The organism is Nitrosococcus wardiae, from assembly GCF_004421105.1.
Classification (GTDB): Bacteria; Pseudomonadota; Gammaproteobacteria; order Nitrosococcales; family Nitrosococcaceae; genus Nitrosococcus; species Nitrosococcus wardiae.
In genome coordinates this window covers 2,261,421-2,287,045 of the sequence record NZ_CP038033.1, presented here as the reverse complement: position 1 = coordinate 2,287,045, position 25,625 = coordinate 2,261,421, and the positions used below count along the sequence as shown (strand labels likewise).

At 53.7% G+C, this 25,625-nt stretch carries 24 protein-coding genes; 17 read left to right on the top strand and 7 right to left on the bottom strand.

Translation table 11 applies throughout. The annotated features are described in order from the left end of the window. Positions 1–45 precede the first annotated feature (45 nt). Positions 46–1,131, bottom strand: coding sequence for an iron-sulfur cluster carrier protein ApbC (apbC, locus tag E3U44_RS11085; protein ID WP_134358260.1), 1,086 nt, complete (start codon positions 1,129–1,131; stop codon positions 46–48). Between the two features lie 184 nt (positions 1,132–1,315). Here apbC and metG point away from each other — a divergent pair, with 184 nt between their 5' ends. The 9 genes from metG to E3U44_RS11040 are packed head-to-tail and all read left to right on the top strand — an operon-like array spanning position 1,316 to position 9,632. Then, the gene (gene metG, locus E3U44_RS11080; RefSeq protein WP_134358258.1) at positions 1,316–3,340 is read left to right on the top strand and encodes a methionine--tRNA ligase; all 2,025 of its coding nucleotides are present in this window, start codon (positions 1,316–1,318) and stop codon (positions 3,338–3,340) included. A gap of 15 nt (positions 3,341–3,355) precedes the next feature. After that, positions 3,356–3,937, top strand: coding sequence for an electron transport complex subunit RsxA (gene rsxA / locus E3U44_RS11075; RefSeq protein ID WP_134358256.1), 582 nt, complete (start codon positions 3,356–3,358; stop codon positions 3,935–3,937). Positions 3,938–3,941: 4 nt separating this feature from the next. Next, positions 3,942–4,571, top strand: coding sequence for an electron transport complex subunit RsxB (gene rsxB / locus E3U44_RS11070; RefSeq protein WP_134358254.1), 630 nt, complete (start codon positions 3,942–3,944; stop codon positions 4,569–4,571). After that, entirely contained in the window at positions 4,568–6,115 is a 1,548-nt protein-coding gene (gene rsxC, locus E3U44_RS11065) for an electron transport complex subunit RsxC (RefSeq protein ID WP_134358252.1), read from the top strand. The genes rsxB and rsxC overlap by 4 nt, the downstream gene beginning before the upstream one ends. A 34-nt stretch (positions 6,116–6,149) precedes the next feature. Further along, positions 6,150–7,187 carry an electron transport complex subunit RsxD gene (gene rsxD, locus E3U44_RS11060; RefSeq protein WP_134358250.1) on the top strand — a complete coding sequence of 346 codons (1,038 nt, stop codon included), beginning with the start codon at positions 6,150–6,152 and terminating at the stop codon, positions 7,185–7,187. A 14-nt stretch (positions 7,188–7,201) separates the two neighbouring features. After that, a complete protein-coding gene (rsxG, locus tag E3U44_RS11055) occupies positions 7,202–7,828 on the top strand; it encodes an electron transport complex subunit RsxG (protein ID WP_134358248.1) in 627 nt (208 codons plus the stop codon). Then, positions 7,812–8,519, top strand: coding sequence for an electron transport complex subunit E (locus E3U44_RS11050; RefSeq protein WP_134358246.1), 708 nt, complete (start codon positions 7,812–7,814; stop codon positions 8,517–8,519). Before rsxG ends, E3U44_RS11050 begins: the two co-directional genes overlap by 17 nt. 15 nt (positions 8,520–8,534) lie before the next feature. Then, on the top strand, positions 8,535–9,206 hold the full coding sequence (gene nth, locus E3U44_RS11045; protein ID WP_134358245.1) for an endonuclease III: 672 nt from the start codon (positions 8,535–8,537) through the stop codon (positions 9,204–9,206). Positions 9,207–9,209: 3 nt separating this feature from the next. Continuing rightward, positions 9,210–9,632 (top strand): DUF1841 family protein, encoded by a 423-nt coding sequence (locus E3U44_RS11040; RefSeq protein WP_134358244.1) that lies wholly within the window; start codon positions 9,210–9,212, stop codon positions 9,630–9,632. 201 nt (positions 9,633–9,833) lie between these two features. On the opposite strand, the gene E3U44_RS11035 is transcribed toward E3U44_RS11040, so the two are convergent. Further along, positions 9,834–10,247: a lipid-binding SYLF domain-containing protein gene (locus E3U44_RS11035; protein WP_134358242.1), complete on the bottom strand. Its 414-nt coding sequence runs from the start codon at positions 10,245–10,247 to the stop codon at positions 9,834–9,836. An 860-nt stretch (positions 10,248–11,107) separates the two neighbouring features. Here E3U44_RS11035 and E3U44_RS11030 point away from each other — a divergent pair. Further along, positions 11,108–11,890, top strand: a complete 783-nt coding sequence (locus E3U44_RS11030; protein ID WP_134358241.1) for an SDR family NAD(P)-dependent oxidoreductase — start codon at positions 11,108–11,110, stop codon at positions 11,888–11,890. Here the strand turns inward: E3U44_RS11030 and E3U44_RS11025 are convergent. Continuing rightward, positions 11,843–12,169 carry a hypothetical protein gene (locus E3U44_RS11025; RefSeq protein ID WP_166804968.1) on the bottom strand — a complete coding sequence of 109 codons (327 nt, stop codon included), beginning with the start codon at positions 12,167–12,169 and terminating at the stop codon, positions 11,843–11,845. The two genes, E3U44_RS11030 and E3U44_RS11025, sit on opposite strands and share 48 nt — an antisense overlap. On the opposite strand from E3U44_RS11025, the gene E3U44_RS20660 reads away from it, so the two are divergent. The 4 genes from E3U44_RS20660 (at position 12,054) to E3U44_RS11005 (ending at position 15,151) form a co-directional block, all read left to right on the top strand. Then, complete coding sequence (locus E3U44_RS20660; protein ID WP_134358237.1) at positions 12,054–12,428, top strand: carotenoid biosynthesis protein; 375 nt, start codon at positions 12,054–12,056, stop codon at positions 12,426–12,428. The two genes, E3U44_RS11025 and E3U44_RS20660, sit on opposite strands and share 116 nt — an antisense overlap. Positions 12,429–12,792: 364 nt before the next feature. Then, on the top strand, positions 12,793–14,274 hold the full coding sequence (locus tag E3U44_RS11015; protein WP_206054764.1) for a protein adenylyltransferase SelO: 1,482 nt from the start codon (positions 12,793–12,795) through the stop codon (positions 14,272–14,274). Between the two features lie 46 nt (positions 14,275–14,320). Then, on the top strand, positions 14,321–14,512 hold the full coding sequence (locus E3U44_RS11010) for a hypothetical protein (protein WP_206054762.1): 192 nt from the start codon (positions 14,321–14,323) through the stop codon (positions 14,510–14,512). Positions 14,513–14,632: 120 nt separating this feature from the next. Beyond that, positions 14,633–15,151: a hypothetical protein gene (locus E3U44_RS11005; RefSeq protein WP_134358235.1), complete on the top strand. Its 519-nt coding sequence runs from the start codon at positions 14,633–14,635 to the stop codon at positions 15,149–15,151. A 1,255-nt stretch (positions 15,152–16,406) separates the two neighbouring features. Here the strand turns inward: E3U44_RS11005 and E3U44_RS11000 are convergent. Beyond that, the gene (locus E3U44_RS11000; protein WP_206054760.1) at positions 16,407–16,829 is read right to left on the bottom strand and encodes a S8 family serine peptidase; all 423 of its coding nucleotides are present in this window, start codon (positions 16,827–16,829) and stop codon (positions 16,407–16,409) included. A gap of 285 nt (positions 16,830–17,114) precedes the next feature. On the opposite strand from E3U44_RS11000, the gene E3U44_RS20370 reads away from it, so the two are divergent. Then, positions 17,115–20,192: a S8 family serine peptidase gene (locus E3U44_RS20370; protein WP_134358233.1), complete on the top strand. Its 3,078-nt coding sequence runs from the start codon at positions 17,115–17,117 to the stop codon at positions 20,190–20,192. 74 nt (positions 20,193–20,266) lie between these two features. Here E3U44_RS20370 and E3U44_RS10990 read toward each other — a convergent pair whose 3' ends face one another. Beyond that, positions 20,267–20,632 carry a hypothetical protein gene (locus E3U44_RS10990; RefSeq protein WP_134358231.1) on the bottom strand — a complete coding sequence of 122 codons (366 nt, stop codon included), beginning with the start codon at positions 20,630–20,632 and terminating at the stop codon, positions 20,267–20,269. Positions 20,633–21,558: 926 nt separating this feature from the next. On the opposite strand from E3U44_RS10990, the gene E3U44_RS10985 reads away from it, so the two are divergent. Next, a complete protein-coding gene (locus E3U44_RS10985) occupies positions 21,559–22,113 on the top strand; it encodes a hypothetical protein (protein ID WP_134358229.1) in 555 nt (184 codons plus the stop codon). A gap of 140 nt (positions 22,114–22,253) precedes the next feature. Here E3U44_RS10985 and E3U44_RS10980 read toward each other — a convergent pair whose 3' ends face one another. Further along, complete coding sequence (locus tag E3U44_RS10980) at positions 22,254–23,774, bottom strand: ATPase domain-containing protein (protein WP_134358228.1); 1,521 nt, start codon at positions 23,772–23,774, stop codon at positions 22,254–22,256. Here E3U44_RS10980 and E3U44_RS19325 point away from each other — a divergent pair. Continuing rightward, positions 23,730–23,918: a hypothetical protein gene (locus tag E3U44_RS19325; RefSeq protein WP_166804967.1), complete on the top strand. Its 189-nt coding sequence runs from the start codon at positions 23,730–23,732 to the stop codon at positions 23,916–23,918. The genes E3U44_RS10980 and E3U44_RS19325 overlap by 45 nt on opposite strands. Before the next feature lie 143 nt (positions 23,919–24,061). Here E3U44_RS19325 and E3U44_RS10975 read toward each other — a convergent pair whose 3' ends face one another. After that, a complete protein-coding gene (locus tag E3U44_RS10975) occupies positions 24,062–25,393 on the bottom strand; it encodes an erythromycin esterase family protein (protein ID WP_134358227.1) in 1,332 nt (443 codons plus the stop codon). Positions 25,394–25,625 lie beyond the last annotated feature (232 nt).

Sequence of the window (25,625 nt, the reverse complement as noted above, 5' to 3'; positions counted from 1 at the left end):
ACTATCTAGAAGGCGGGACCCAAAAAAGCAAGAGACCATGACCTATTAACTATTCTCCACCACAATATTAGGAAATTTGGTACTGTAGTCTTTGCCCTGCAACGAGAGCTTGGCCGCAACCCGGCGAGCAATATCCCGATAGATCTGAGCGATACGTCCCTCCGGATCGGTGACAACGCTGGGATGGCCATTGTCGGCGTCTTCACGGATACGTTTATCCAGGGGAAGCTGTCCCAAAAGGGTGACCCCGTACTGGGCTGCCATACGCTCTCCTCCCCCTTCACCAAAAATGGGCTCTTCATGCCCACACTGACTGCAGATATGGATGCTCATGTTTTCCACGATTCCCAATACGGGCACATTAACCTTCTCAAACATCTTAAGCCCCTTACGGGCATCTAAAAGGGCAATATCTTGGGGCGTGGTGACGATTACAGCACCGCTGACAGGTACCCGTTGAGCCAAAGTAAGCTGGGTATCCCCCGTCCCTGGCGGCAAATCCACCACCAAATAATCTAAATCCCGCCAGTTAGTATCCTGTAACATCTGTTGCAGGGCTGAGGTCACCATGGGACCCCGCCAAATCATGGGTTCTTCTTCGTCGATGAGAAACCCAATAGACATGGCCTGAACCCCATAATTCATCAAGGGCTCGATAGACTTGCCATCCCGGGATTCGGGTCGGCGCTGAACGCCTAGCATCCGGGGCTGGCTGGGGCCATAAATATCGGCATCTAATACTCCCACCGAGGCACCTTCCGCCGCCAAAGCTAACGCCAAATTAACGGCTGTCGTGGATTTGCCCACCCCTCCCTTGCCAGAGGCCACCGCAATCACATTCTTAATGGTCGGATAGGGCTTCACTCCCTGTTGGACTTTATGGGCAACCACTTCCCAACTGACGTCTACCTGGGTATGGGCCACACCTTCCAAAGAGGCCGTTGTTTTTTGAATGGCCGCCACTAATTCTGGAATATAACCCTTGGCGGGAAACCCGAGCTTGATCTTCAAGTCGACCCTATCCCCCTCAATGACAATGGAATCCACTGCTTTCGCAGAGACCAGGTCCTGTTCCAGGTACGGGTCGTGATAACTCTTTAGGGTCTCTTCGACCTGGGCTTGGGTGACCATAATATATTCTCCAGAACACTTTTAGCTTTTATAGCAGATCCCTAATTGACAAAATAGATAGGGATAGATGAATTCTTGAGTATTTTACTATAGTACTCCCTGGACGTCATATCCACAGGGTGATAGCGTAGACTGAGTAAAACTGGTACCTTATGGGGTTTTTTAACCCTCATTAAATTTATTTATGCCGCGTAGGATACTCGTTACCAGCGCTCTCCCTTACGCCAATGGCCCAATCCACCTTGGCCACTTAGTGGAGTACATCCAAACTGACATCTGGGCGCGCTTCCAGCGGATGCGTGGCCATGAATGTTATTACGTCTGCGCTGACGATGCCCATGGCACGCCTATTATGCTGCGGGCCCAACAAGAGGGGATTACTCCCGAGGCGTTGATTGAACAATGTGGCCGGGAACATCGGGCTGACTTTACCGACTTTGCTATCAGCTTTGATAACTACTACAGTACCCACTCGTCAGAAAACCGCACCCTCTCGGAAACGATCTATCTTCGTAACCGGGATGGAGGACATATCACCACCCGCACCGTTCGACAGGCCTATGATCCCATCAAGGAGATGTTCCTGCCGGATCGGTTTATTCGCGGCACCTGTCCCCGCTGCGGGGCTCCCGATCAATACGGCGATAGTTGTGAAGCCTGCGGGGCGACCTACACCCCCACTGAATTGAAAGATGCCATCTCGGTGCTCTCGGGAACGCCCCCGGTAGAGCGGGAATCGGAGCATTATTTTTTCAAACTTAACGACTTCGAACCTTTGCTGAAGGCGTGGACCCAGGGAGGACATCTTCAGCATGAAATGGCCAACAAATTAAATGAGTGGTTTGAGGCCGGACTGCAGGACTGGGATATCTCCCGCGATGCCCCCTACTTTGGCTTCCCGATCCCTGATGCCACCGACAAATATTTCTATGTTTGGCTCGATGCGCCGATTGGCTATCTGGCCAGCTTCAAGCACCTGTGCGACCGCAATGGGCTTGATTTTGACGCCTTTATGGCCCCAGACAGTATCGCCGAGCTTTACCATTTCATTGGCAAGGATATCCTCTATTTCCATGCTTTATTCTGGCCCGCCATGCTTCATGGAGCTGACTTTCGTTTGCCCACGGCCATCTTTGCCCATGGCTTTTTGACGGTCAATGGCCAGAAAATGTCCAAATCCCGGGGAACCTTTATCAAGGCGCGCACTTATCTCAACCATTTGGACCCAGAGTATCTGCGTTATTACTTTGCCGCCAAACTAGGCAGCGGGATTGAGGATTTAGACCTAAATTTCGAAGATTTCACTGCTCGGGTCAATGCCGATCTGGTAGGTAAGGTGGTGAATATTGCCAGTCGTTGCGCGGGCTTTATTAATAAACACTTTCACAGCCGCCTTGCAAACCAGTTGCTCAAGGAAACGCTATTTCAGGAGTTTGCAGCAGCCGCTGACCGCTTGGCCCAATACTACGAAAATCGGGAATTTGGCCACGCCATGCGAGAAATCATGGCACTTGCCGACCAGGCCAACCGCTATATTGACGACCGTCAGCCCTGGGTGGCCATCAAAGAGCCGGGGCGAGAGCAGGAAGTCCAACAGGTTTGCACCCTCGGCCTCAACCTCTTCCGACAGTTAATGGTCTATCTCAAACCGGTCTTGCCGATGATGGCAGAAAAAGCCGAAGAGTTTCTCAATTGCCGCCCACTAGCTTGGTCCGATGCCAACACCCCTTTGCTCAGTCAGACCATTAACCGTTTTCAACCCCTGATGACCCGTGTGGAAAAACCCAAGATCGATGCCATGGTTGAGGATTCCAAAGAACATCTGGAGAAAAAGGCAAGCCCTGCTCAAGCAAATGGCCCCTTAGCTGAAAATCCCATCGCGGAAATTATTCAGTTTGAGGATTTTGCCAAACTCGATCTGCGGGTGGCCCGAATCCTTAAAGCAGAGCAGGTGGAAGGTGCCGATAAACTCCTACGCCTAGAGCTAGATTTGGGGGGTGAAACTCGCCAGGTCTTTGCTGGAATCAAGGCCGCTTACGCACCGGAGAGCGTAATCGGCCGTCTCACAATTATGGTGGCTAACTTGGCTCCACGAAAAATGCGCTTTGGGGTTTCCGAAGGCATGGTCCTGGCAGCCGGCCCGGGAGGTAAAGAAATTTACCTGCTCAATCCCGATGAAGGTGCACAGCCTGGAATGCGGGTCAAATAGCCTTAAAGCCTTCCCATGACCGAGTATGCTTTGATTCTAGTCAGCACAGTGCTGGTCAATAATTTTGTGCTGGTGAAGTTTTTAGGTCTCTGCCCCTTTATGGGCGTCTCCCGGAAACTGGAGACCGCGATAGGAATGGGGCTAGCCACGACTTTTGTGCTCACCCTCTCTTCCGTATGTAGCTATTTGCTCAATCAATACCTATTGGCACCCTTGGGGATTGAGTATCTGCGTACCATCGCCTTTATCCTCGCCATCGCCTTTGTCGTGCAATTTACGGAAATGGTGGTCCATAAAACCAGCCCGCTCTTATATCAGGTATTAGGGATTTTTCTACCCCTGATTACCACCAACTGCGCAGTGCTGGGAGTGGCTTTGCTGAATATACAGCATCAACAGGGATTCTTGCCCTCAGCCCTCTATGGCTTTGGGGCCGCCCTGGGTTTTTCCCTGGTATTGGTCTTATTTGCGGCCCTGCGGGAGCGAATTGCGGCAGCAGAAGTGCCCCGTCCCTTTCAGGGACCGGCCATTGGACTAATTACCGCTGGGCTGATGTCCATGGCCTTTATGGGCTTTTCCGGACTGGTCAAAGGATAATCCCATGCTGGTTGCAATTTTGGCGTTGTCCGCGCTAGCGGCACTGTTTGGCCTCCTTTTGGGGTATGCCAACCTGCGCTTTAAAGTGGATGGCGATCCGGTAGTAGATCAGATCGACGCCCTCCTGCCCCAGACCCAATGCGGTCAGTGCAGCTATCCCGGCTGCCGCCCCTATGCTCAAGCCATTGCCGCCGAGGAAGCGGATATCAACCGTTGTCCTCCAGGAGGAGAGGCAACCATCATCGCCCTAGCGGATTTATTAGGACGCGATCCCAAACCCCTGGATTCGGAGCAGGAAGAAAAACCCAAAGCGCTGGCGGTGATTGATGAAAAGCACTGCATTGGCTGCACCCTCTGCATCCAGGCTTGCCCGGTGGATGCCATCCTCGGCGCGGCCAAGCAACTCCATACCGTGATCGCGGCTGAATGCACGGGCTGTGAGCTGTGCGTCGCCCCCTGCCCGGTGGACTGTATTGAGATGGTTCCCCTCACCCCTGAGCTAGCCACCTGGAAGTGGCCATTTCCGGAGGTCACAGAACCGCCATTACCCATTGCCCTCCAACAGCAAAAGGTAGAGGCGAATAAACCTCTTTTGCCTGAAGTTAGCGACTTTCAGGGAGAAAAGGCTTCATGAAAAAACGTCGGCTTTGGTCATTCCCTGGCGGCCTGAAACTACCTGACCACAAAAGCCCCTCTACCCAAACGCCGATTGCCCCAGCAGCGCTGCCAAAACAACTGGTGTTGCCTTTGCAACAGCACATTGGCGAACCGGCGGAGCCAGTGGTTAACCTCGGTGAGCGGGTGCTTAAGGGCCAAGTCATTGCCACCGCCCAGGGCTACCTCAGTGCCCCCGTGCATGCCTCAAGTTCCGGCCAAGTGGTGGCTATTGACAACTTGCCGATTCCCCATCCTTCCGGTCTGAGCGCCCCTTGCATCGTTATCGAAACCGATGGCGAGGACGCCTGGGGCGAACGCCAGCCGGTGGAAAATTACCGGCAACTCAATCCTAGCCAGTTGCGCAACCTGATCCGCCAGGCGGGGATCGTAGGGCTAGGGGGAGCGGGTTTCCCCACCTTTATCAAGCTCAATCCCGGTCCCGAGCCCCGGGTTGAGACTCTGATTCTCAATGGCGCCGAGTGCGAACCTTATATTACCTGCGATGACCTGCTCATGCGGGAGCGGGCCGAGGAGATTATCCAAGGGATTGGGGTCATAGGCCATGCCCTCCACGCCCGCCATTGCCTCATCGGCATTGAAGACAACAAGCCTGACGCTTATCGCGCTTTGGCGGCCACAGCGACCGAGGGAATCGAGGTCGTGCCGCTTCCAACCCGCTATCCCACCGGAGGCGAGAAACAGCTCATTAAGGTCTTAACCGGCCAGGAGGTCCCGAGCAACGGTCTCCCCATCGATATCGGGGTTGTCTGCCACAATGTGGGCACCGCAGTGGCCGTCCATCGAGCCATAAACTTAGGGGAACCCCTTATCTCCCGAATCGTGACCGTCACCGGCAGCGCCGTGGCCCGCCCCCGCAACCTAGAAGTCCTGTTGGGAACCCCCATCCGCCATCTGTTAACCCAGTGTGATACAGAGATTGACTGCATCGACCGCCTGATCATGGGCGGCCCCATGATGGGCTTCACCCTCCACCATGACGCCGCGCCGGTTATCAAAACTACCAACTGTCTGCTGGCGGGCCTTCAGGAAGGAAGCCGGCAACCCCCGGTGATGCCCTGCATTCGTTGTGGCGCTTGCGGGGAGGTTTGCCCGGTGCAGCTCCTGCCCCAACAGCTCTACTGGCATGCTCGGGCCAAAGAATTGGATAAACTACAGGATTACCATCTTTTTGATTGTATTGAATGTGGCTGTTGTGACTATGTTTGCCCAAGCCACATTCCCTTAGTTCATTATTATCGTTACGCCAAAAGTGAAATCTGGGCCCAAGAACAGGAGCGGGAAAAAGCTGATTTGGCCCGCCAGCGGTATGAGTTTCGGCGCCAACGGCGGGAACGGGAACAACAAGAAAGGGCAGCCCGGCAGCAAGCCAAAAAAGCCGCTGTGGCCCCTTCGGCCAGTAAGACAGACAAGCAGGCGGCCATTCAAGCCGCAGTAGAACGGGCCCGGGCCAAACGCACCGCCCAGAAAAAAACGATAGACGAAACGCCTCCCTCTCAATAGGGCCACTGATATCCCAGAATACCAATATTCACCCATGCCGTTTCAATTTTTCAGCTCCCCCCATCTCCATCAGGGAAAGGGCATTTCCCAGCTCATGTTCCAGGTGATTTATGCCCTGGTGCCGGCCATTGCCCTCTATGTGGGGTATTTCGGTTATGGAGTCCTCATCAATATCGCCCTTGCCGTCATTGCTGCTTTGGCTACCGAAGCGCTCATGTTAATCACCCGGCAGCAACCCCTCACCCCCTTTTTGACCGATGGCAGCGCGGTGGTGACGGCCGTTCTGCTCGCTCTTTGCCTCCCCCCCCTGAATTCCTGGTGGGTGCCCGTCGTCGGCACTGCGTTTGCCCTTATTTTTGCCAAGCATCTCTATGGAGGTCTGGGCTACAACCCCTTCAATCCCGCCATGGTCGGCTATGTACTATTGCTGATTTCCTTTCCCAAGGAAATGACCACCTGGCTACCGGTGCAGGAGCTGGCTGCCCAACCTTTAAGTCTGAAAGAGAGTCTAACCTGGGTATTCACCGGTACCTCTGTTCAAGGAATAGCAATCGATGCCCTTTCAGGAGCAACCCCCTTGGACTATACCAAAACCCAATTGGGGCTAGGTCAACCCATGGCGGAAATCCGCACCCACCCCCTATTTGGTACGCTGGGAGGCAAGGGTTGGGAGTGGATCAATATGGGGTTCCTCCTGGGAGGCCTGTGGCTTCTCTATAAACGGGTGATCAGTTGGCATATTCCCTTTGCCATGGTGGGCAGCTTGCTGACCCTGGCCTTGCTTTTCCAATGGCTGGATCCCACCACCCATCCCTCCGCCCTGCTCCACTTTGTCAGTGGCGGTACCCTGCTGGGGGCCTTTTTCATTGCCACCGATCCGGTCACCGCCGCGGCTACACCCCGGGGCCGTTTGCTTTATGGGGTCGGAATCGGCTGCCTGACTTATATCATTCGCACTTGGGGAGGTTACCCGGATGGCGTGGCCTTTGCCGTCCTGCTCATGAATATGGCGGTTCCCCTCATTGACTATTACACCCCGCCGCGGGTTTTTGGCCAAAACCGGCGCCCGTGATGGGGAATCGCCCAATGCTCCGAGTCGGCTTGCTGCTCGGCCTCTTTGGGGTAGTGGGGACCGGCATCGTGGCCATCACCGAAGCCCTGACCCGAGAACAGATTGCAGCCAATGAACGGGCAGCCTTACGGCAGGCCATTGAGGCAGTCTTGCCTAGTACGACTTACAATAACCCTATTCTAGAAGACACGCTCCAAGTGAGCGACCCCCTGCTGGGAACGGAAAATCCCATACTGGCTTACCGGGCCCGCCGGGATAGCCAACCGGTGGCGGTGATCCTCACGCCCGTAGCGCCGGAGGGTTATAATGGGGCGATTAAGCTGCTGGTGGGAATCCACTACGACGGCAGCCTGGCGGGGGTAAGGGTCCTCTCCCATAAGGAAACCCCTGGGCTGGGGGATGAGATCGAGGAAGGAAAGTCTGAGTGGATCTTGGGTTTTAGGAACCGCTCCCTCGGCAATCCCCCTGAATCCAAGTGGCAAGTCAAGCGAGACGGTGGCACCTTCGATCAGTTTACCGGAGCCACCGTCACTCCCCGGGCCATCGTCAAAGCAGTCCGCAATACCTTGAAGTATTTCGAAAATCATCGGCATAGGCTCTTTTCCAAAGAGGAGGAACACTTCCATGGCAGCCCCCGTTAGCTACGGTCAGATCAGCCAAGAAGGACTATGGAACAATAATGTCGCGTTGGTGCAATTACTGGGACTCTGTCCCCTGCTGGCGGTCACCGGAACGGTGATCAACGGCCTGGGTCTGGGGCTGGCCACCTTGTTAACTTTAGTGGCCTCCAACAGCCTGGTGGCCCTTATCCGCCACTGGGTTCCCACGGAAGTGCGCCTACCGGTGTTCGTGCTGATTATCGCCTCCATTGTGACCACCATCGAACTGTTAATGAATGCCTATTTTTATGATTTATATAAAGTTCTGGGCATTTTTATCCCGCTGATTGTCACTAATTGCGCGATTATTGGCCGCGCCGAAGCCTTTGCCTCCCGGCAAAAAGTGGGGCCGGCTTTTGCCGACGGCCTCATGATGGGCCTAGGTTTTACCCTAGTGCTGGTGCTCTTGGGTGGCCTACGGGAAGCCCTGGGCCAAGGAACCTTGCTGGACCAGGCCCATCTCATGTTTGGTGAAGCCGCCCGCGATTTGAAATTGACCCTCATAGAAGATTACCGGGGCTTTCTCATGGCCGTGCTGCCACCGGGCGCTTTTATCGGCCTCGGGCTTTTGATCGCCCTGAAAAATGTCATTGACCACCGGCTTGCGCAACGGGCGGCAGCCCGAAAAAGCCGTGCCGCCAAACCCGCAGGTATCTTGCCCGAGCGCATTTGAAAAACCATTCCTGCCATGAAAAATAGCGAAGAAATTCATGAAATATTCTCCCGCTTCCAGGCGGCCAACCCTAAGCCCACTACGGAACTGAAGCATCACACCCCCTTTGAACTTCTCGTTGCCGTCATCTTGTCCGCCCAAGCCACTGACAAAGGAGTCAATAAAGCCACCGCCAAGCTTTTTCCGGTAGCCAATACTCCCCAGGCCATCCTAGATCTGGGAGAAGAAGGACTAAAGGGTTACATCAAGACCATTGGCCTATTCAATAGCAAAGCGAAGAATATCCTCCAGACCTGCCATCTTCTGCTAGAGCGGCATGGTGGCCAAGTGCCTAATGAACGAGCCGCTTTAGAAGCCCTACCCGGGGTGGGACGAAAGACCGCCAATGTCATGCTTAACACTGCTTTTGGCCAACCCGTTATTGCCGTCGATACCCATATTTTCCGAGTGGCCAACCGCATCGGTTTGGCCCCGGGTAAAACGCCGCGCCAGGTAGAGGACATGCTGACCCACGTAGTTCCGGATGAATTTAAGCACGACGCCCACCATTGGCTCATTCTCCATGGCCGCTACGTGTGCACCGCCCGCAATCCCCACTGCCAAGACTGTTTAATCAGCGACCTTTGTGACTATTATCAAAAGATAGCCACAGCAGAATCCCGTGGATTAAAAAAAACAGCGAGCTAAATCATGTACAGTCAAGACCGGCAACAAATGCGGCAAATCTTCCTCGCAGTGCGGGAAAAGCAGCGCGCGCAAGAACCCCTTTCTCCCTTGGAAGCCATCATTGGACAGGTCATCGACCAGCATCCTGAGTATTATCCCTTGCTAGACCGCAAAGAATCCTTGGAGCAAGAGTTTTCCGGTCAAAACGGGCAAGAAAATCCTTTTCTGCACATGGCGTTACATATCTCGATCCAGGAGCAAATCAACGTGGATCGTCCCCCTGGAATTCGGGGCATCTACCAAACCCTAGCCTCCCGCTTCCCCGATCTCCATCAGACAGAGCATCGGATGATGGAATGTCTAGCTCAAACCCTCTGGGATGCCCAGGATACCGGTAGGCCCCCCTCGGAAGAGGCCTATTTGGGCTGCTTGCGGCGTTTACTGTAATTGGCCCAATATGCACGGCCGTTCATGGAGAACGTGCCGGTGTCCATTCTGCTCCCGGATCATCCCTTAGCCAAGGAAAACGCCCTCCCTCTAGAATACTTTAGCCAGGGAAGGCGAAGTGGGCAGAGGAAAAGGGATATGCTTTCCACCGCCCCTTCTTAAACAAGAAAAAAGTTATCCGCCGTTCAAGGGGAGTAAAATTTAGGGCAGGACATTATGAATCGTTTCATCCTGGCTGGCTTTTATCTCGCCTTTAGCAACGGCTGCCGGGGATACTGTTGTGGTGCCGTAATAGGCGGCGTTTTCTTCATCATCCCAGACAATATCCTCCACGTTGATAGCGAGATCGGCAAAGAGGCCTTCGGTATCAGACCAGATAATGATATCGCCTTTACCTAAGGAACCTTGGGCACGTGCCGAAGAGTCGATGATAGTGAACCCGGCGTCAGCATTCAGAGAGAAGTTATTATTGGTCATAAAACTCTCTACGGCTTTCTCAGTCATCAGGAGCATGGCAATCTGCCCCGCTTCAATACCGGCCTCAGCTCCAGCGCTGATAGCGGCAAGATTATAGAACATGGGGCTGCTCCATTGGCCATTACGGTGTGTGAGCAATACCCCTTCACCACCTGCCCCCCCCCCACGCCTAGTGCGGCCCTTCCATAATTGGGTACGATAAAAATGCCTTTCGCCGTTCTCATCTGCTGCACTAAGTCGGGATCGGATTTCATTTGCTGCACAACTTTGGCCGCCTCATTAACCGTCTCTTGGGCTTCTGCCAGTTGTTCGGTCCTCTCCTCAACGGATTCGGCAGCTTGCGCAGTACTGAGTGGAAGAATTATTGATATGACGGCGAAAAAACCAGCGGCTGTCAATAGAGTAATTTTAGTATTCTTACTCTCTTCTCCTTAATTGAGTCAATGGGGTTAAGTGCATGGCCCGCTTAGACTGAAGATAGCGCGTGGCCGCCAATTACTTTTCCCTTTGCAGAGGAGCGCGGATAGGATGCGCATAGGCTGATATGCCCTCTATGGGCTAGCACCCACTTTGGCTCTACCGAGGTATTGCCTTTATGGGTCCTTACCTAGCAAAAATAGCAAGGCATATGCCAAGTGAGTCTGTTCAAAGCCTGCTCCCTTGGCATAGACAGTCGCATCGCCTGTCTAATGGGTTTATTAGGAGCATCTATGGCAGTCGCTAGTATGTACTTGTTGCAATAGCTGCAAATGCATTTGTAATATTTACGTCATTCGATATACAAGTCATTGTCCACTAAACCACCTATTCTCATATACCTGTTCTCACTATAAAAGGCACATGTTCACCCCATGATGAGGTGGAAATTGACTTCACAGGGGAAAGTGCTTAACTCTCTACTAATTGATCTCCAAATTGGAGACAGCCTGAACCATGCGTTTCTTGCTGCACTGCATATGTCATTACTCCCCTTGAGGCCCTCGTGAGGAGAACAGGTCATGAGAAATCAGCGACTTAGAAATCAGACTGCGGTGGTCACCGGCTCCGACTCCGGCATCGGTCAAGCCACCGCGATGGCCTTTGCCCAAGAAGGCGCAGATGTCATGGTGACCTACCTCCATGACCAGCAAGGTGCCGAGCACACCCGGCAAGCCGTCGAGCAGGCGGGACGCCGGGCGGTGGTGGTTCAATTCGACCAGCGGGACCCGGACCAGGTCGCCCAGCTTTTTCAAATCACGCGAGAGCAACTGGACACGCCCACTATCCTGGTGAACAACGCCGGCATCGATTCCACTGGTCAGTACGTGAAGGACATGCCCATTGAGGATTGGGACAATGAACTCAAAACCAATCTCTACGGGCCCTTCTTCTGTTGCCAGCAGTTCATCCGCGGATTGGAAGGCACGGACAAGCACGGCGTGATCATCAACATCACCAGTGTTCACCAGGAAATCCCACGGGCCGGCGCAGCAGGTTATGATGTGGTTAAGGGAGGGCTCAAGAATCTCACGACCACGCTGGCCTTGGAACTGGCCGAGAAAAACATCAATGTCAATAACATTGCGCCGGGCATGGTGTTAACTCCCTTTAACCAGCAGGCCATGGACGATCCCAAGGTGCGGGAGCAGCAGGTTCAGTCGATTCCGATGAAACGTGCCGCCGAACCCGAGGAAATTGCCAAAGCGGCGGTATTTCTCGCCTCCGAGGATGCCCGTTATATCCACGGCACGACCTTAGTCGTGGATGGCGCGTTGATGCTGTTCCAGGGCCAAGGCGCCTAAGCGAGGCTTTTGGGGATCGCCCCTACGTTGCTCAATGGGGGAAAGTTCAACCTCCTGTCCCAAAACTTCCCGGTAGCCTTCGTGGACCATGAAGGTGGTGATGTAGGGGATGTGGCACGCCTTCAGACGTTGAATCAGCGCGGGCTCAACCGCCTTATCCTCAATGCTATGGACCAGAATATCCGCACCCGCCTCCACCGCCGCCCGGGCCATTTCCCGCTGGATGGCGGTGTGCGGGATCTGCCTGCTCCTCACCGAAGGGATACTAGCCCGCGCCAATGAAGACCTGCTGAGTGCGCCTCGATTGAAGTGGCAGGCGCCCTGGGTTACCGGCGTGATCGCAGTTGGGCTGGATTTGTTTATCGATCCCATCGCCGTGGCCGTCGGCTATTGGGTGTGGTTCGTGCCGGGGGAAATCTATTACGGAATCCCCCTGCTCAACTTCGTGGGCTGGTTCGTGTTGATGCTATTGGCCCCCCTGGCCTGGAGATACTCATCGCGCGGCGCACGGCTTGGGGGGACGGGCGCAAGCTGCTGATGGCCTTCATCGCCCTGGTGCCCCTAGGCCTGGCCGCCACCGTGCTGTCGCTAGTGCTCAATGGGATCATCGCCATGATGGGGTGGCAGTGAGGGTCGGACATTGGAAACCCCTCAGTGGCCTGTCAATTCGTGCTGGAACGTTCGACTGATGCCATCATACCTTTCTTACCCCATTCTCCTGGGCCCGTGTGCAAGCGCTGGTAGACAACGCCATCTCTTTTATTCTTCATGCGTTAGTCTTGATTCCATACCCCCTCCAGGCACAACGGGAATAACCCTTGGCTTATGTCGAACTGACGTTTTTGATGGGTTAGAATGAACTAATCGAGGAGAATCAGTAACGATTGAAGATTTGGAGACCCATGCCATCACCCACAGTCATGAAGCATCAAGATATCGGTTGGCATTTTGATAACACCTATGCGCAGCTGCCTGGCCACTTTTACACGAAGCTACATCCTGTTCCTGTGCGTGAACCACGCCTTGTCATTGTCAATGATGCCCTGGCAGAAGAACTAGGATTAAATTTCAAAGCCACCTCTGAGGATGAATTAGCGCAGCTTTTTTCAGGCAATCAGCTTCCAGAAGGTGCAGAACCCTTGGCACAGGCCTATGCGGGGCATCAGTTTGGCCATTTTACCTACTTGGGCGATGGGCGGGCCCATTTAATCGGCGAGCATCTCACTCCAGACGGCAAACGGGTGGATATTCAGTTCAAAGGCTCGGGCCAAACACCCTATGCCCGGCGCGGTGATGGGCGTGCCGCACTAGGTCCGATGCTGCGAGAGTATCTCATCAGCGAAGCCATGCATGCGCTAGGCACCCCTACCACCCGTAGTCTGGCAGTAGCCACCACCGGCGAACCTGTTTACCGGGAAACGGTACTGCAAGGAGCGATTCTGACACGCGTCGCATCCAGTCATTTGCGTGTGGGCACATTTGAATATCTGGCCGCACAAGAAGATACAGCAGGCCTGAAGCAACTTGCTGAGTATACTATCCAGCGCCATTATCCGGAAATAATAGACTCTGATACTCCCTATCTTGATCTGCTCAAGGCCGTCATGGCTTGCCAGATAAAACTTATCACCGAATGGCTGCGAGTAGGGTTTATTCACGGCGTGATGAACACGGACAATATGGCCATTTCCTGTCAGACCATTGACTATGGCCCCTGTGCATTCATGGATAGCTATGATCCCAGCACCGTGTTCAGCTCCATCGACCATATGGGGCGTTATGCCTATGCCAATCAGCCCCGTATCGCGCAGTGGAACTTAGCACGGTTTGCCGAAGCTATCCTTCCGCTACTGCATGAAAATATGGAGAAAGCTGCCGCAATGGCAGAGGAAACCATCCAATCATTTAAGGTATTATTTCAGCAGGAATGGCTGGCAATGATGCGTCGCAAGCTGGGGCTGTTCGGTGAAGAAAAAGAAGATATGGAATTCATCAACAGGCTTCTGCAATGGATGCAGCGCAGCCATGCGGATTATACCAATACATTTCGTGACCTGATGGATAAGCATTTTCCCGAAGAGCCACACTACCAGGATCAAGAATTCAAACATTGGCATAATAGATGGCAACAGCGGTTGGAGCGTAACACCAAACCGTTCCCATCCTCCCTGTGCCTCATGGATGCGGCTAACCCGGTGGTCATCCCCCGTAATCATCGTGTAGAAGCAGCGCTCAACGCTGCAGCACAGAACACTGACTTCTCAAAGTTACACGAACTGCTGGATGTGCTGTCTGAGCCCTATAAAGATAAAGAGAAATACACTGAATTCAAAAACCCTCCTGCGCCGAAAGAACGTGTGTCCCAAACTTTTTGTGGTACTTGATAACCTATATACCAGCGGATAGGTACTTAAGTGCCATGACGTTATTATGACGGCTATTATTATCGCCGCCTTTCTCGCCTCACTACTAACGTTGTTCTCTGGCTTTGGACTGGGAACCCTGCTTATGCCGGTAGTCGCGATTTTCTTTCCGGTTACTGTGGCGGTGGCGCTCACGGCTTTCGTATATCTGCTCAATAATCTATTCAAACTGGCAGTGCTCTGGAGGACTGTCAATTAGCAGCTCACTTTAAGTTTACTTAGGAAATATTCACCTATATCCTAGCGTTGCGAATCGTAATCGTACAGGTACAGCATTTGCTGGACTATTCCTTTTCATTGGACTAGGTGAGAGGATTCAATGAACAGAAAGTATGGGCTTGCATCTTTTGGTGCTGTTTTACTTAGTATTGGGCTAGCGGGCCCGGCGACAGCTGCTGGAGACTGCATTCCAATAAAAGGAAAATTTTTTAATAATGCACTTGGTCCCGGAAGCACGCTTGGAATTGCACATATCATTTTCGGTAAAGAAAAATTCAAGTGCGGGTTGAGAGGAGACGGAAAGAATCAGAATCCTAATGACCCCGATGATATCGGGCCTCTGAACTTTGATCACACCATAGTGTGCGACGATGATGTGGGCTATGAATTTCCAGTTCATTCCCAATTGGTGTGGGACACAAGTGGCTATCCAACGAGCGAACCAGAAGACTGTGGGCATGGCCTCCAGAGCTTCTCTTTTTTGGAAGTATCGCAGCCCGTGCTTGGCACCGGAACGGGTCGATTCGATGGAGTAACGGGCGGTTCCATCACCATCGAAGGAACCTTATTCTGTAGCCTAGCAATTGATATGGAGTTTTCCGGAGAATTGTGTTTCTAAAATGGCGCTTTCCCGCCAATTCACGGCTGCCGCTTAGGGCCAGAGTTTTCATGCATTAACTCTGGCTCATGGACCTGTTCCAGGCCGATCAGCCTTAATCAGATTGGCTATTTGGCTGAACCGGGCAGGCCTCTCTAGGGACAGCGTAGCCAAATTTCGTCTACCCTCCTCGCGTTGAGGGTGCCCATTCTCCAGGTCATCACCATCAGTATAGCCACAATGCTATACTGATGGTGTCTTTCACTGATGGGAGATAAGTCATACCAATTTACCCAAAAAATGCAATCTATTACGGAAAGGATATTCATAACAAAATTATTGTTCGCCCTTCCGCACCACTCGGCCATCTGCATACATAATCACACTCTACTCTAGCGGTTGGGCACATTGGCGGTGGAATCCCCTTGGGAGCGCTGCCGCACGGTTCCATCACAATAACTGATCGACCACCCTCCGCTCTACACGTGGGCAGAGTTTGTCTGAAGCTTCTAACAGTTTGTGGAGCGGAATGCCATTGTAGAGCTGCCACTTGAGTAGGGATAATACCATCCTGACTAAATGTTAAAAATTTAGTAAATTGGGTCCCTGCCGATTGTTTGGGAAGTCTCATCTCCCCATACCTCTTCAATAGGGCGTTGCATATACGAGAATCATGCGTTGACATACCCCCCTCGCTTGATAAGCATGCCGTCCATTCTAAAAAAAGTGGCTCGCCCCAGAGGCAGGCGTAAAGATTGAATGACACTCTGTGCACCTGACCTCATGGCGCGTGGTACAACACTCAGTAAAAGGATTGGGGCGATAGCACTGGGGAACATAATGAATGTCAATGCACCCTTCCGGGGGTAATGGCTGTGGAGTGCATACTGCAGTGCATTCTTGTCTGCAAAGCGGAACACAGACGCTATGCCTGCCCAGTGCTGGATCTTGTAAACAGTCCTCAAGGCACGGTCGGTAGCAATCCCTATAACATTCCGGGTCTACGCCTGGAGGTACAAGCCTGGCTGCCCGGGCACAACCCCGAGCAAATGCAGCGGGGAGAATTCCCGCTGGCTGGGTTGGAAGTCTCATCTTTAGTGCCTCTTCGCTTAAGGAGGTTACCGCACAAACCAGGAGCGCACCGGCCCCACCATCACTGGCAAAAGCTCCTTGTCCCTGTATCTCATAAATGGGGGTCGCATCTAGATTGAGGGTCCAGAGAATGGCCGCCGCATTCCAAGGGCTCTCTTCAAGATAAGCCAGCAGCTGCTTAGGGTCATCTGGATTGATAATTTTGACCCCAGTTACTTAAGGGAAGCGGCTTGCCTTGGGCATTCATCGCCACTACCGCCAATACCGTGGGCAATGCGCCGGGAATATGAAGGCAATCGCAGCCCTCGTTGCCGACGGCAGCAACCATCAGGATACCCTGGGCGGCACAATGCCGGACCGCATCGGCCAGGAGAGGATGGGCCGTACCGGAAGGGGAAAGTTCGCCACCGCTGATATTGATGATATGAGCCCCTTTTTGTGCGGCTTGCAGGAGGCCACGGGCTAGGTCGAGTTGGGAACAAAGGGCGATAGCGTGATCATTGCCCTCCTTAAAGACCGGCACAATGAGACCGCGGCAATGGGCGCGATCCCTTTTACAAGTCCCTCGTGCTGACCAAAAATAATGCTGGCGATATGGGTAGCACACAAATCGTTACCAACCCTTAACCTTATCATGAGTCGCTGCTGGGGGTCGGCAGAAGACTCCTCCGCATACAAAATTCAACGGTAATTCCCAGATTGGTGAACTATAAATCTATCAAGAGCATTTTAGGCAGATGCTCCATATTGCTGCTGTGGGAATGGGCGTCGCTTCCCCTTTTCTAGACGTAGATAGCTGCCTCGGAGGCCGGTTAAGAAGGGGCAAGAGGGCAATCATGACAGACATAACAGACCAGGAATGCAAGGCGGAATTTGTCAAAAAATATGAAAGATGAAGATCATTCAAGCTTTGAATAAAGGGAGGTTTATTATGGCGAGAAAAATTTTTAGCTTGCTTGGAGCAGTGCTCATCTTAGTGGTGAGCATTACTATGCCAGGATTTGCCCAGGATAACCGCCCGGACGTCAGTGTGCCAGATGAAGCGCTGGCGGAGACGTTCGGGATCAAAACCGGGACAAATACCTACATCGTCCAGTTAGTCGATGAGCCGGTTGTTACCTACGACGGTGGCATTCAAGATCTTCCAGCTACAAAGCTGACTAAGGGGAAGAAAATAAATCCTCACAGTGCTTCGATACGCGGGTACACTAATCACCTTAGGGATCAACAGGCAGCGGTACTGAACGCTACCGGCGCGGTTGAACAGTTCTACAATTACGTCTACAGCTTCAATGGCTATTCAGCCGCTCTTACGAGGCAACAGGCTATTGCTACCGCCAAACACCCCAACGTTCAGATGATCTTTCCTGAGGAAATCCTACAGATTGAGACGGATAACACGCCGGAGTTCCTGGGCTTGACTGAAAGAGGACTTTGGGACCAGCTTGGTGGCCGGGGTAATGCCGGGGAGGACATCATCATCGGCGTGATCGACACCGGTATTTGGCCTGAGCATCCGAGCTTCTCGGACCAGTTGGATCTCAGTGACGCATCCGGGAGAAGCGGCAAGCGCAATTCCGCCTACGGCCCGCCGCCCTCGGACTGGTTCGGCGAGTGCGTTTCCGGCGAGCAGTTCTCCCAGGAGGACTGTAACAATAAGCTTATTGGGGCACGCTTTTATCGAGTGGGCGCTGAAGCCGCCACGGTCATCACGGAGGATTACCTATCACCTCGCGACAGGGACGGACATGGCACCCATACGGCTAGCACGGCGGGCGGCAATGCAAATGTCCCGGCTGAGATCTTCGGTATCGACCGAGGCATGGTAAGCGGCATTGCTCCCCGCGCCCGCATCGCGGCCTACAAAGTGTGCTGGAACAATGTCGGCTGCTTTGTATCGGATATTATAAAGGCCATCGATGATGCCGTTGCCGACGGTGTGGATGTCATCAACTACTCGATCGGCGGCGGAGCTAGCCTGCTCGGCCCCGATGATATAGCCTATCTGTTCGCAGCGGAGGCGGGAGTGTTCGTGGCAACCTCCGCCGGGAACTCGGGTCCGGGTCCCGATACCGTTAGTGGACCGGCCTCCGTCCCGTGGATCACCGCAGTGGGAGCCAGCACCCAGGATCGCACTTTTGAGGGTTCTGTGAAGCTAGAGAATGGTGCAGAGTATTTCGGCGCTTCCCTCACGGGGGGCACGGATGTGCTGCCTTTAGTGGATGCCGAAGACGCCGGATCGGAGCTTTGCCATCCGGATGCGCTCGATCCAGCCCTGGTGGCAGATAAGATCGTCCTCTGCCTGCGGGGAGAAATCGCCCGGGTGGACAAAAGCCGGGCCGTCTTTGAGGCCGGCGCCGCCGGCATGGTGCTCTACAACACCAGCGACACCGAGGCGCAGATCACAGATAACCACTTTGTGCCCACCGTGCATATCAATAACACCGACGGCCTAGCAGCCAAAGCTTACATCGACAGTGCTGGTCCCACTGCAACCGCTCAGATTACTGGTGGCGAGAAGGTCACGATTCCTGCCCCCTGGATGGCAGCCTTCTCCTCGCGCGGCCCGAATGGGATTGCGCCTGACATCATCAAGCCCGATGTAACTGCCCCAGGCGTCAACATCCTAGCCGGGAACACGCCCAATCCCTACTTTGGGGCACCAGGTGAGCTCTTCCTGGCCATCAGCGGCACTTCCATGTCGAGCCCGCATGTGGCCGGGGTAGGTGCATTGCTGAAACAGGCCCACCCGGACTGGACACCAGCCATGATCAAATCGGCCCTCATGACCACTGGTTCGCAAGATGTCAAGAAGGAGGACGGCGCGACACCGGCCGATCCCTTTGACATGGGTAGCGGGCATATCGCTCCGAATTCCGCCGTCGATCCGGGATGGCTCTACCAGGCCGGCTTCCGGGATTATCAGGCTTTCTTGTGCGGAGCCACCACCGGCGTAAGCCAAAACACCTGTGATGTTCTCGAACGCTTTGGTTTCTCGTTCGATGCCAGCGATCTAAACCTGGCCTCCATTGGCATCGCCGAGTTGGCCGGTGTCCAGACGGTCCCGCGCACGGTCACTAGCGTAACACCGGGGGCGGCCACCTATAACGTGTCGGTCGATGCACCGCCGGGAATCAGTGTCGCAGTGAACCCCTCATCGCTGACTCTCGCCGAAGGGGAATCCGGTACCTATGAGGTCACCTTCACCACGACTTCGAGTGCAACCCTGGATGAATGGGCCTTCGGTTCCCTGGCATGGAGTGACAGCGTACACAATGTGCGCAGCCCGATCGCCATTAAACCCGTTGTACTGGCGGCTCCAGATGAAGTTTCGGGAACCGGGACCGATGGCACCTTGAGTTATGAGATTACCTTCGGCTATTCTGGTGACTTTGCAGCCAACCCCCACGGACTGATCCCGGCAGAGACCCAGGCCGATACGGTGGTGGATGATCCCGCGAATGACATCAACACGGCTCTGTCTACCGGGGTCGGCATCACGGTTCATGTGGTTGATATTCCTGCGGGAACGAAATACGCCAGGTTTTCCCTCTTCGACGGTGACACCGATGGGCAAGACGACCTAGACCTGTACGTGTTTGACCCTGATACGGCCGACTTCGTTGGAAGTAGTGGAACACCCACCTCAGCGGAAGAAGTCAATCTTGAGAACCCTGATCCAGGGATGTACCAGGTGGTAGTCCATGGTTGGCAGACCGACGGCCCGGATGCCAATTACACCCTCTTTAGTTGGGCACTGGGGGCAGCCGATGCCGGCAATATGACGGTGACGGCGCCATCCTCCGCAATACTGGGAGCCTCCGACACTGTGACGGTAGATTGGAGCAGTCTGGAAACCGCCACCAAGTACCTCGGCAGCGTCACCTATCATGATATCACTTCGCCGAGCGGCTACAATGACGGTCTTATCGACTTCACCCTCGTCAGGATCGACACGGATTGGCATTAATATCGTATCGTCAAAGGGCACTCTGCCAGGGGTGCCCTTTTTAAAAATTTGCAAAAACGAATATTGGTTCGGGGTTAACGGTCCCCGGAGCCGCTGCTGGGATTATCCTTGGCGGAGAGCGGTTCTTGGGGCATCATGCACAAAAATGGAGCGCGGCCCGCGCCGCTGTGATAGTGCCAATCCCGGCCCACAGCTCGCAGAATGATGCGTGTCCCGTTGACCAGAACCTGGGGGTAGGCTCGGCCGGATTGCGGACAGCCTAGGCTGCCATCCCGCCAGGTGACCTCCTCGAAAAGAACACGTTCGATCTCATCAGAATTGATGTCGAGCTTTTCGGCGAGATCATGCTTAGCCAGCTCCACCAAAGATTCAGCCTTACCTGGCAATGCGGTCGTCATAAGGCCTTCCCGTATTTCAGGTGCCGGTATATCGATTTCCATTGAAGGAACTGTGATCTCCACAGGTCCGATTTGACGCCTTTCACTTAATTCCTCCATACCAGGTAGTCCAAAAGCAAAGCAACAGCCACCCATTAGAAGGAAGATTCTACTTGGAATATATGCCATATAGCTGTAGAGCGATTTGGCCTTTTTTACAGATAGGATAGCACCCCAATTACTGTAAAAATACACACTAAGGATTTTAGGTAGCACGGCTTACACTCTATTGGTTTTTTCTGCTGCTCACGAATGTATTTGTAGAAGGTGGGCTTGGAAATGCCTATCACCCTTGGGACTAATCGGATGTTTCCCTCCATAGGGCACTTACCATGCCAGGTCGATAAAGAAGAACGTTGCAAACAATGTAAGTTATTAAGTAAGAATAATTATATTTTTATCTTCTTGGCTTAGAATGAGGCCGAAGGAGAAAATTTTTTTCCAAAAAGCGTGGGGGTTAAACCGATAAAAAACAAAAATAGTTGGCTAGAACGCAACGTATTTTTTTGATTTTGCCTAGATGAGGAATCCGAAATGTTCCGACTTCAGGGGGGGCATGCTCACCTAGGGTTATTCCTAATAGGGTATTCCTTTATAGCACTCTCGCGAGCATAAACATAAACTTGTCTCTAAGAGCCTCCCCCTATCCCGTCTGGCCACGAGGCGGAAAATTCGTGGCATTTAGCCTTCCTACTAGCCCGGATTCCTCTCCGGGCTATTTTTTTATAAATTCTCTGGATCCCGAGTGATGGGCTGCGATTCAAAAGGTCTTAGTCGGCGGGTCCTGTTGACACCTCCTCGGCGCATGCGCAGTTTGATGCGGATGAAATAGAGGCCAAGCGGGAACTAGACTAGCTACTGGAAGCCAGGAGAAGCGGAGGCGAGAAAAAATAACGGCTAGGGATGGCCTCTACCACGAGGAGCAAGCAATGAGTGATATTTCTACCACGGTAGCGGGCACAGACCTGAAAACGGGTTACCCATGCAATGAATCGGGCCAATTGTTAGATCCTTATAAGGATGGGGAAAATGTAGTTGATTGGAAGCCGGGCATGGAACTCAGCCCGCTGACCGAGCCGTGTGGGCGCTCCGAATACAACATCGGCACTGAGGATGTCTGCTATTGCTTTGATTTCAAAATCATCACCGCCCTTACAGCCCCTTACCGCAAATTCTTAATATTGGATGCGGTGGTCAATTCAAAGATCGGCAGTTTCATCCAACAAGCTGGGTATGAGGTGATTGATTTGGCAGATTATAGGTCAACGGTCTCTTTGGGCCTCATCGATCTAGCTTGCCATGGGATAAGTAACTCGAAGGAACCTTCCATCGTTCACAGTGATGAGAATGCGGATATCTACCACTTTCACCGGGCTGTCTTCGTTGCTGTCCAGCGCGGATTAGGAAAAGAAGTGCCTGATTTTATTGATCAACAACTCCGGTTTGGCGATTCTGAAATTAATACCTACTGCCAGATTACTTGAGGTGAGTGGAACTGAGAGGAAACACCCAGTGAGAGAAGCCGTAGAACTGAGTTTAAGTTTGGCACCCTACAATACTCCTCGACACTAAAGCGCTCATCGAGGTTACTGATGCCAAAAGTACGCCAATGAGGTGCCAAGGCTTAGCTTTGGTCGTGGTGGGGGTCAATCGGGGTTAATTCTTCTCCGGTAAAGTGGGGGGTGCCCGTCAAGATCCCCTCAAATTGGCGCAGCGGCGCGCCGATGCCAATGCCTTTTGGGCCGAACCGAAGCTCCCGGAGCGCGGCTTCGTGGGCGCCGCCACGGCGCTTGTAGGCCGAAATCACCTTCCGAATCTCGCCAGCGTACTCGAAAGCGTGGAACAACAGCACGGAATCGGCAATGTAGCTCAGATCGAAGGAAACGTGCCGCGGGGTGCCGGGCAGCCCGTGCTGGGCCATCACCAGCAGGACAGTGATCTGTTGCTGACTCAAGTAGGCGAGCAACTCATGGAGGTGGAGCGTCAGCCAGCGCTCATCGGGCATGGCGTGGGCGTAACCGGCCAGGCTGTCGATAACCACCAGCCGAACGTCCCGTTCGGTGATGGCCTGTTGAACTTGGTGGCTGAACTCACCGGGGGTCATCTCCGCCGGATCAACCTGCTGGAGCTCAATGCGGCCCCGGTCCCGCTGTCCGGTCAGATCGATCCCCAGCCCCTGGGCACGTCTCAAGAATGTGTGGACCCGCTCATCAAAGAGGTACAGGGCCGCGCGCTCACCCCGCCCGGCGGCCGCCACCGCAAACTGGCTGGCGAGAATGGATTTGCCGGTGCCGGACGGCCCGAGCAGCAGGGTGGCCGTACTGCGATCGATCCCCCCGCCAAACAGGGCGTCTAATTCGGGCAAGCCGCTGGAGATCACTGCTGGCGCCACCTCCTGGCGATGCTCCGCGGCAACCAGGCGCGGGTAGACCTCAAGGCCTCCGGTGCGAATGGCCATGTCATGATAGCCGCTGTAAAAAGGGTGTCCCCGCAGCTTGGTGATCCGCAGCCGGCGGCGGTCGGGACCATAATCGCGGGCCCGCTGTTCAAGGCGAATCACCCCATGGACGATGCTCTGGCCGGACTCCCGCTCGTCCAGTTGATCGTCGCAAAAGAGGATAGTGCACGAGCGGTCGGCCAAATGCTTCCCGAGGGCGAGCACCTGGCTGCGAAACCAGCGGGGGCTATCGGCCAACAGGCGAATCTCCGCCAAGGAGTCGATCACCAACCGCTGCGGGTCGCTCGCCGCAATCACCGACAGGAGGGTGTCGACCATCTGGGGAAGCTCAATCTCGGCGGGATGAAAAACCGACTGCGCAGGCGTTTCCCCCAGGATCTCCTGGGGGTCAAGATAATGAAGGTGGACCCCCTCCAGGGACCAATCATGGGCGTGGGCAATCTCGCGGATATCTTCCTCGGATTCGCAGGTGCTCAGATAGAGGACCCGCTCGCCTCGCTGCGCCCCGGCAATACAAAATTGGAGACTGAGCATGGTTTTTCCCGCGCCGTGGCCCCCCTCCACTAAATAGGTATGATGGCCTGGCAGCCCACCGCCGAGCACGGCGTCTAAGCCCGGAACTCCGGTGGGGATACGGGCCGTTTGCTGGCGTGGCGACGTCAAGGGGTGATTGAAGGGGCCGGGCATCGTCAAAATCTCCTCTGTCGGCAGGGAATGCGGTTTTCAATAGCGGATTCTAAACACATTGTCGGGTCACTGGCGAGCACGCTGGCGGTGATCGCCCACCCACAGGAAGAGGCTGCTGATTGGCAGACCTTAGCCTCCGCTTAGACCTACCCACCTCCCCTATTAATGCAGAAAGTGGAAGTTTTAAGCAAACACAGCTGGGGCCAGGTAGCCAAGGCACAAGTGTCCGGAATAGTCTAGCCACGTCAAGGGTATCTATCTTCTCAATACAGTTTTTTTACACACATCTACACACCAAACGGATAAGTTTCCTCCTCACCCCTTTCCCATTCCGCTATTGTATCTAACGGTTCGAGCGCCTGGGTTTGATCAAAATGCAGCACAGCATCAAATTGGTCCGCCATACGTGCATAAAAATAGTGACTAGCCCGTTCGGTTTCCGGCAAATACAGTACACCGATAGCCCGCTCCAAGTGCCACTCTCTTAGAACTTCAGCGCTCCCCTTGCAGGGAATCAACAGAAAACGGCGGAGACCGGTGCGATGAAACAGGTCTTCAAAACTTTCCGCCAACGCCGGCCGCACTAACTTGCGCTCCACCGGACCATCCCAAGAGGAGGCGGCAGCGACTGTACCAGTATAGGTGGTAAAACCAATCAGCACGCAATTGCTCCCATGCCGCTCACGGGTTAATTGACCCACATTTAATTCTCCCTGGCGACCCATTTCGGTAGCGCGGGCATCGCCCAAATGCGAGTTATGTTCCCACACAGCAATCCGGGCATTACGCCCCGCCTGGGCAGAGAGATGTTGATGCAACTCATTTAGCGTATTGCTCATATGCTGGTCACGTATATTCCAGGTATTGACGCGCCGGCTGAACAGACCACGATAGTAAGCTTCGGCATTTTTAATCAGGCGTGCATTTTGCTCCGCCTGAAATTGTTCATCGGCTGCCGCCATACCATTTCGTTGGACATAATCCAAAGCATTATGACGCAAGGCTATTAACTGTTGCACCACTTCGTCTTCGCAGGATCGCCGAAGCCCCAACATCACACCGGATCCGTAGCGCTGCTCATCCCCTCTATGATCTAAACATTCATAGGCTTTGCGTGCTTCTTCAGCCGCTTCTGGATCGACCTTTTGTAAATAGTCGAGTACCACCGCTACGGACTCATACAAACTATACAAATCCAATCCGTAAAAACCCACTTGTTGTGCCGGTGCACACTGTTGATTGTATTCGCGCAGCCATTCGATAAAGTTGTGAATGACCGTATTGCGCCACATCCACAGCGGAAAGCGCCTAAAGTCGCTCATCGCTTCTTGCGCGCTACTGTCCTTGCCTAAACCACGCACATAACGATTCAACCGATAGGCACTTGGCCAGTCCGCTTCCACTGCCACCGCATTCAAATCCTGCTCCAGTATCAAACGCTGGGTAATCTCAGCACGGGTGGCATAGAACTCGTGGGTGCCATGGGTGGCCTCACCTAGTAAAATAAAGGATTTATCGCCGATCAACTCCATCAGCGGATCATAATCATCCCACTTCCCCTGGAACGGATAAGCTTGCTGCTGAATTGCGTCTTCCGGCTTTGATAACGCGCCTACCATGATCAAGCCTCCTCGATATTTGTCCTTTTCTATCAGTACTGCTTTCGATCTTTTCACCAGTAAACCTAGCCAATGCCACTCTCTTGCACCTGGCATGCAGGCCTTCATAAGCTAAGTACCTATGAATAAAATATGAGGTGTTTTAGGAGCGAGCCGGAGGTGTTCCACAAACCCGTTTTTCCTCCCTGAAAAAAGGGTTTGTGGGGACTTCCCTGTCCCCTGGTTCCACGCC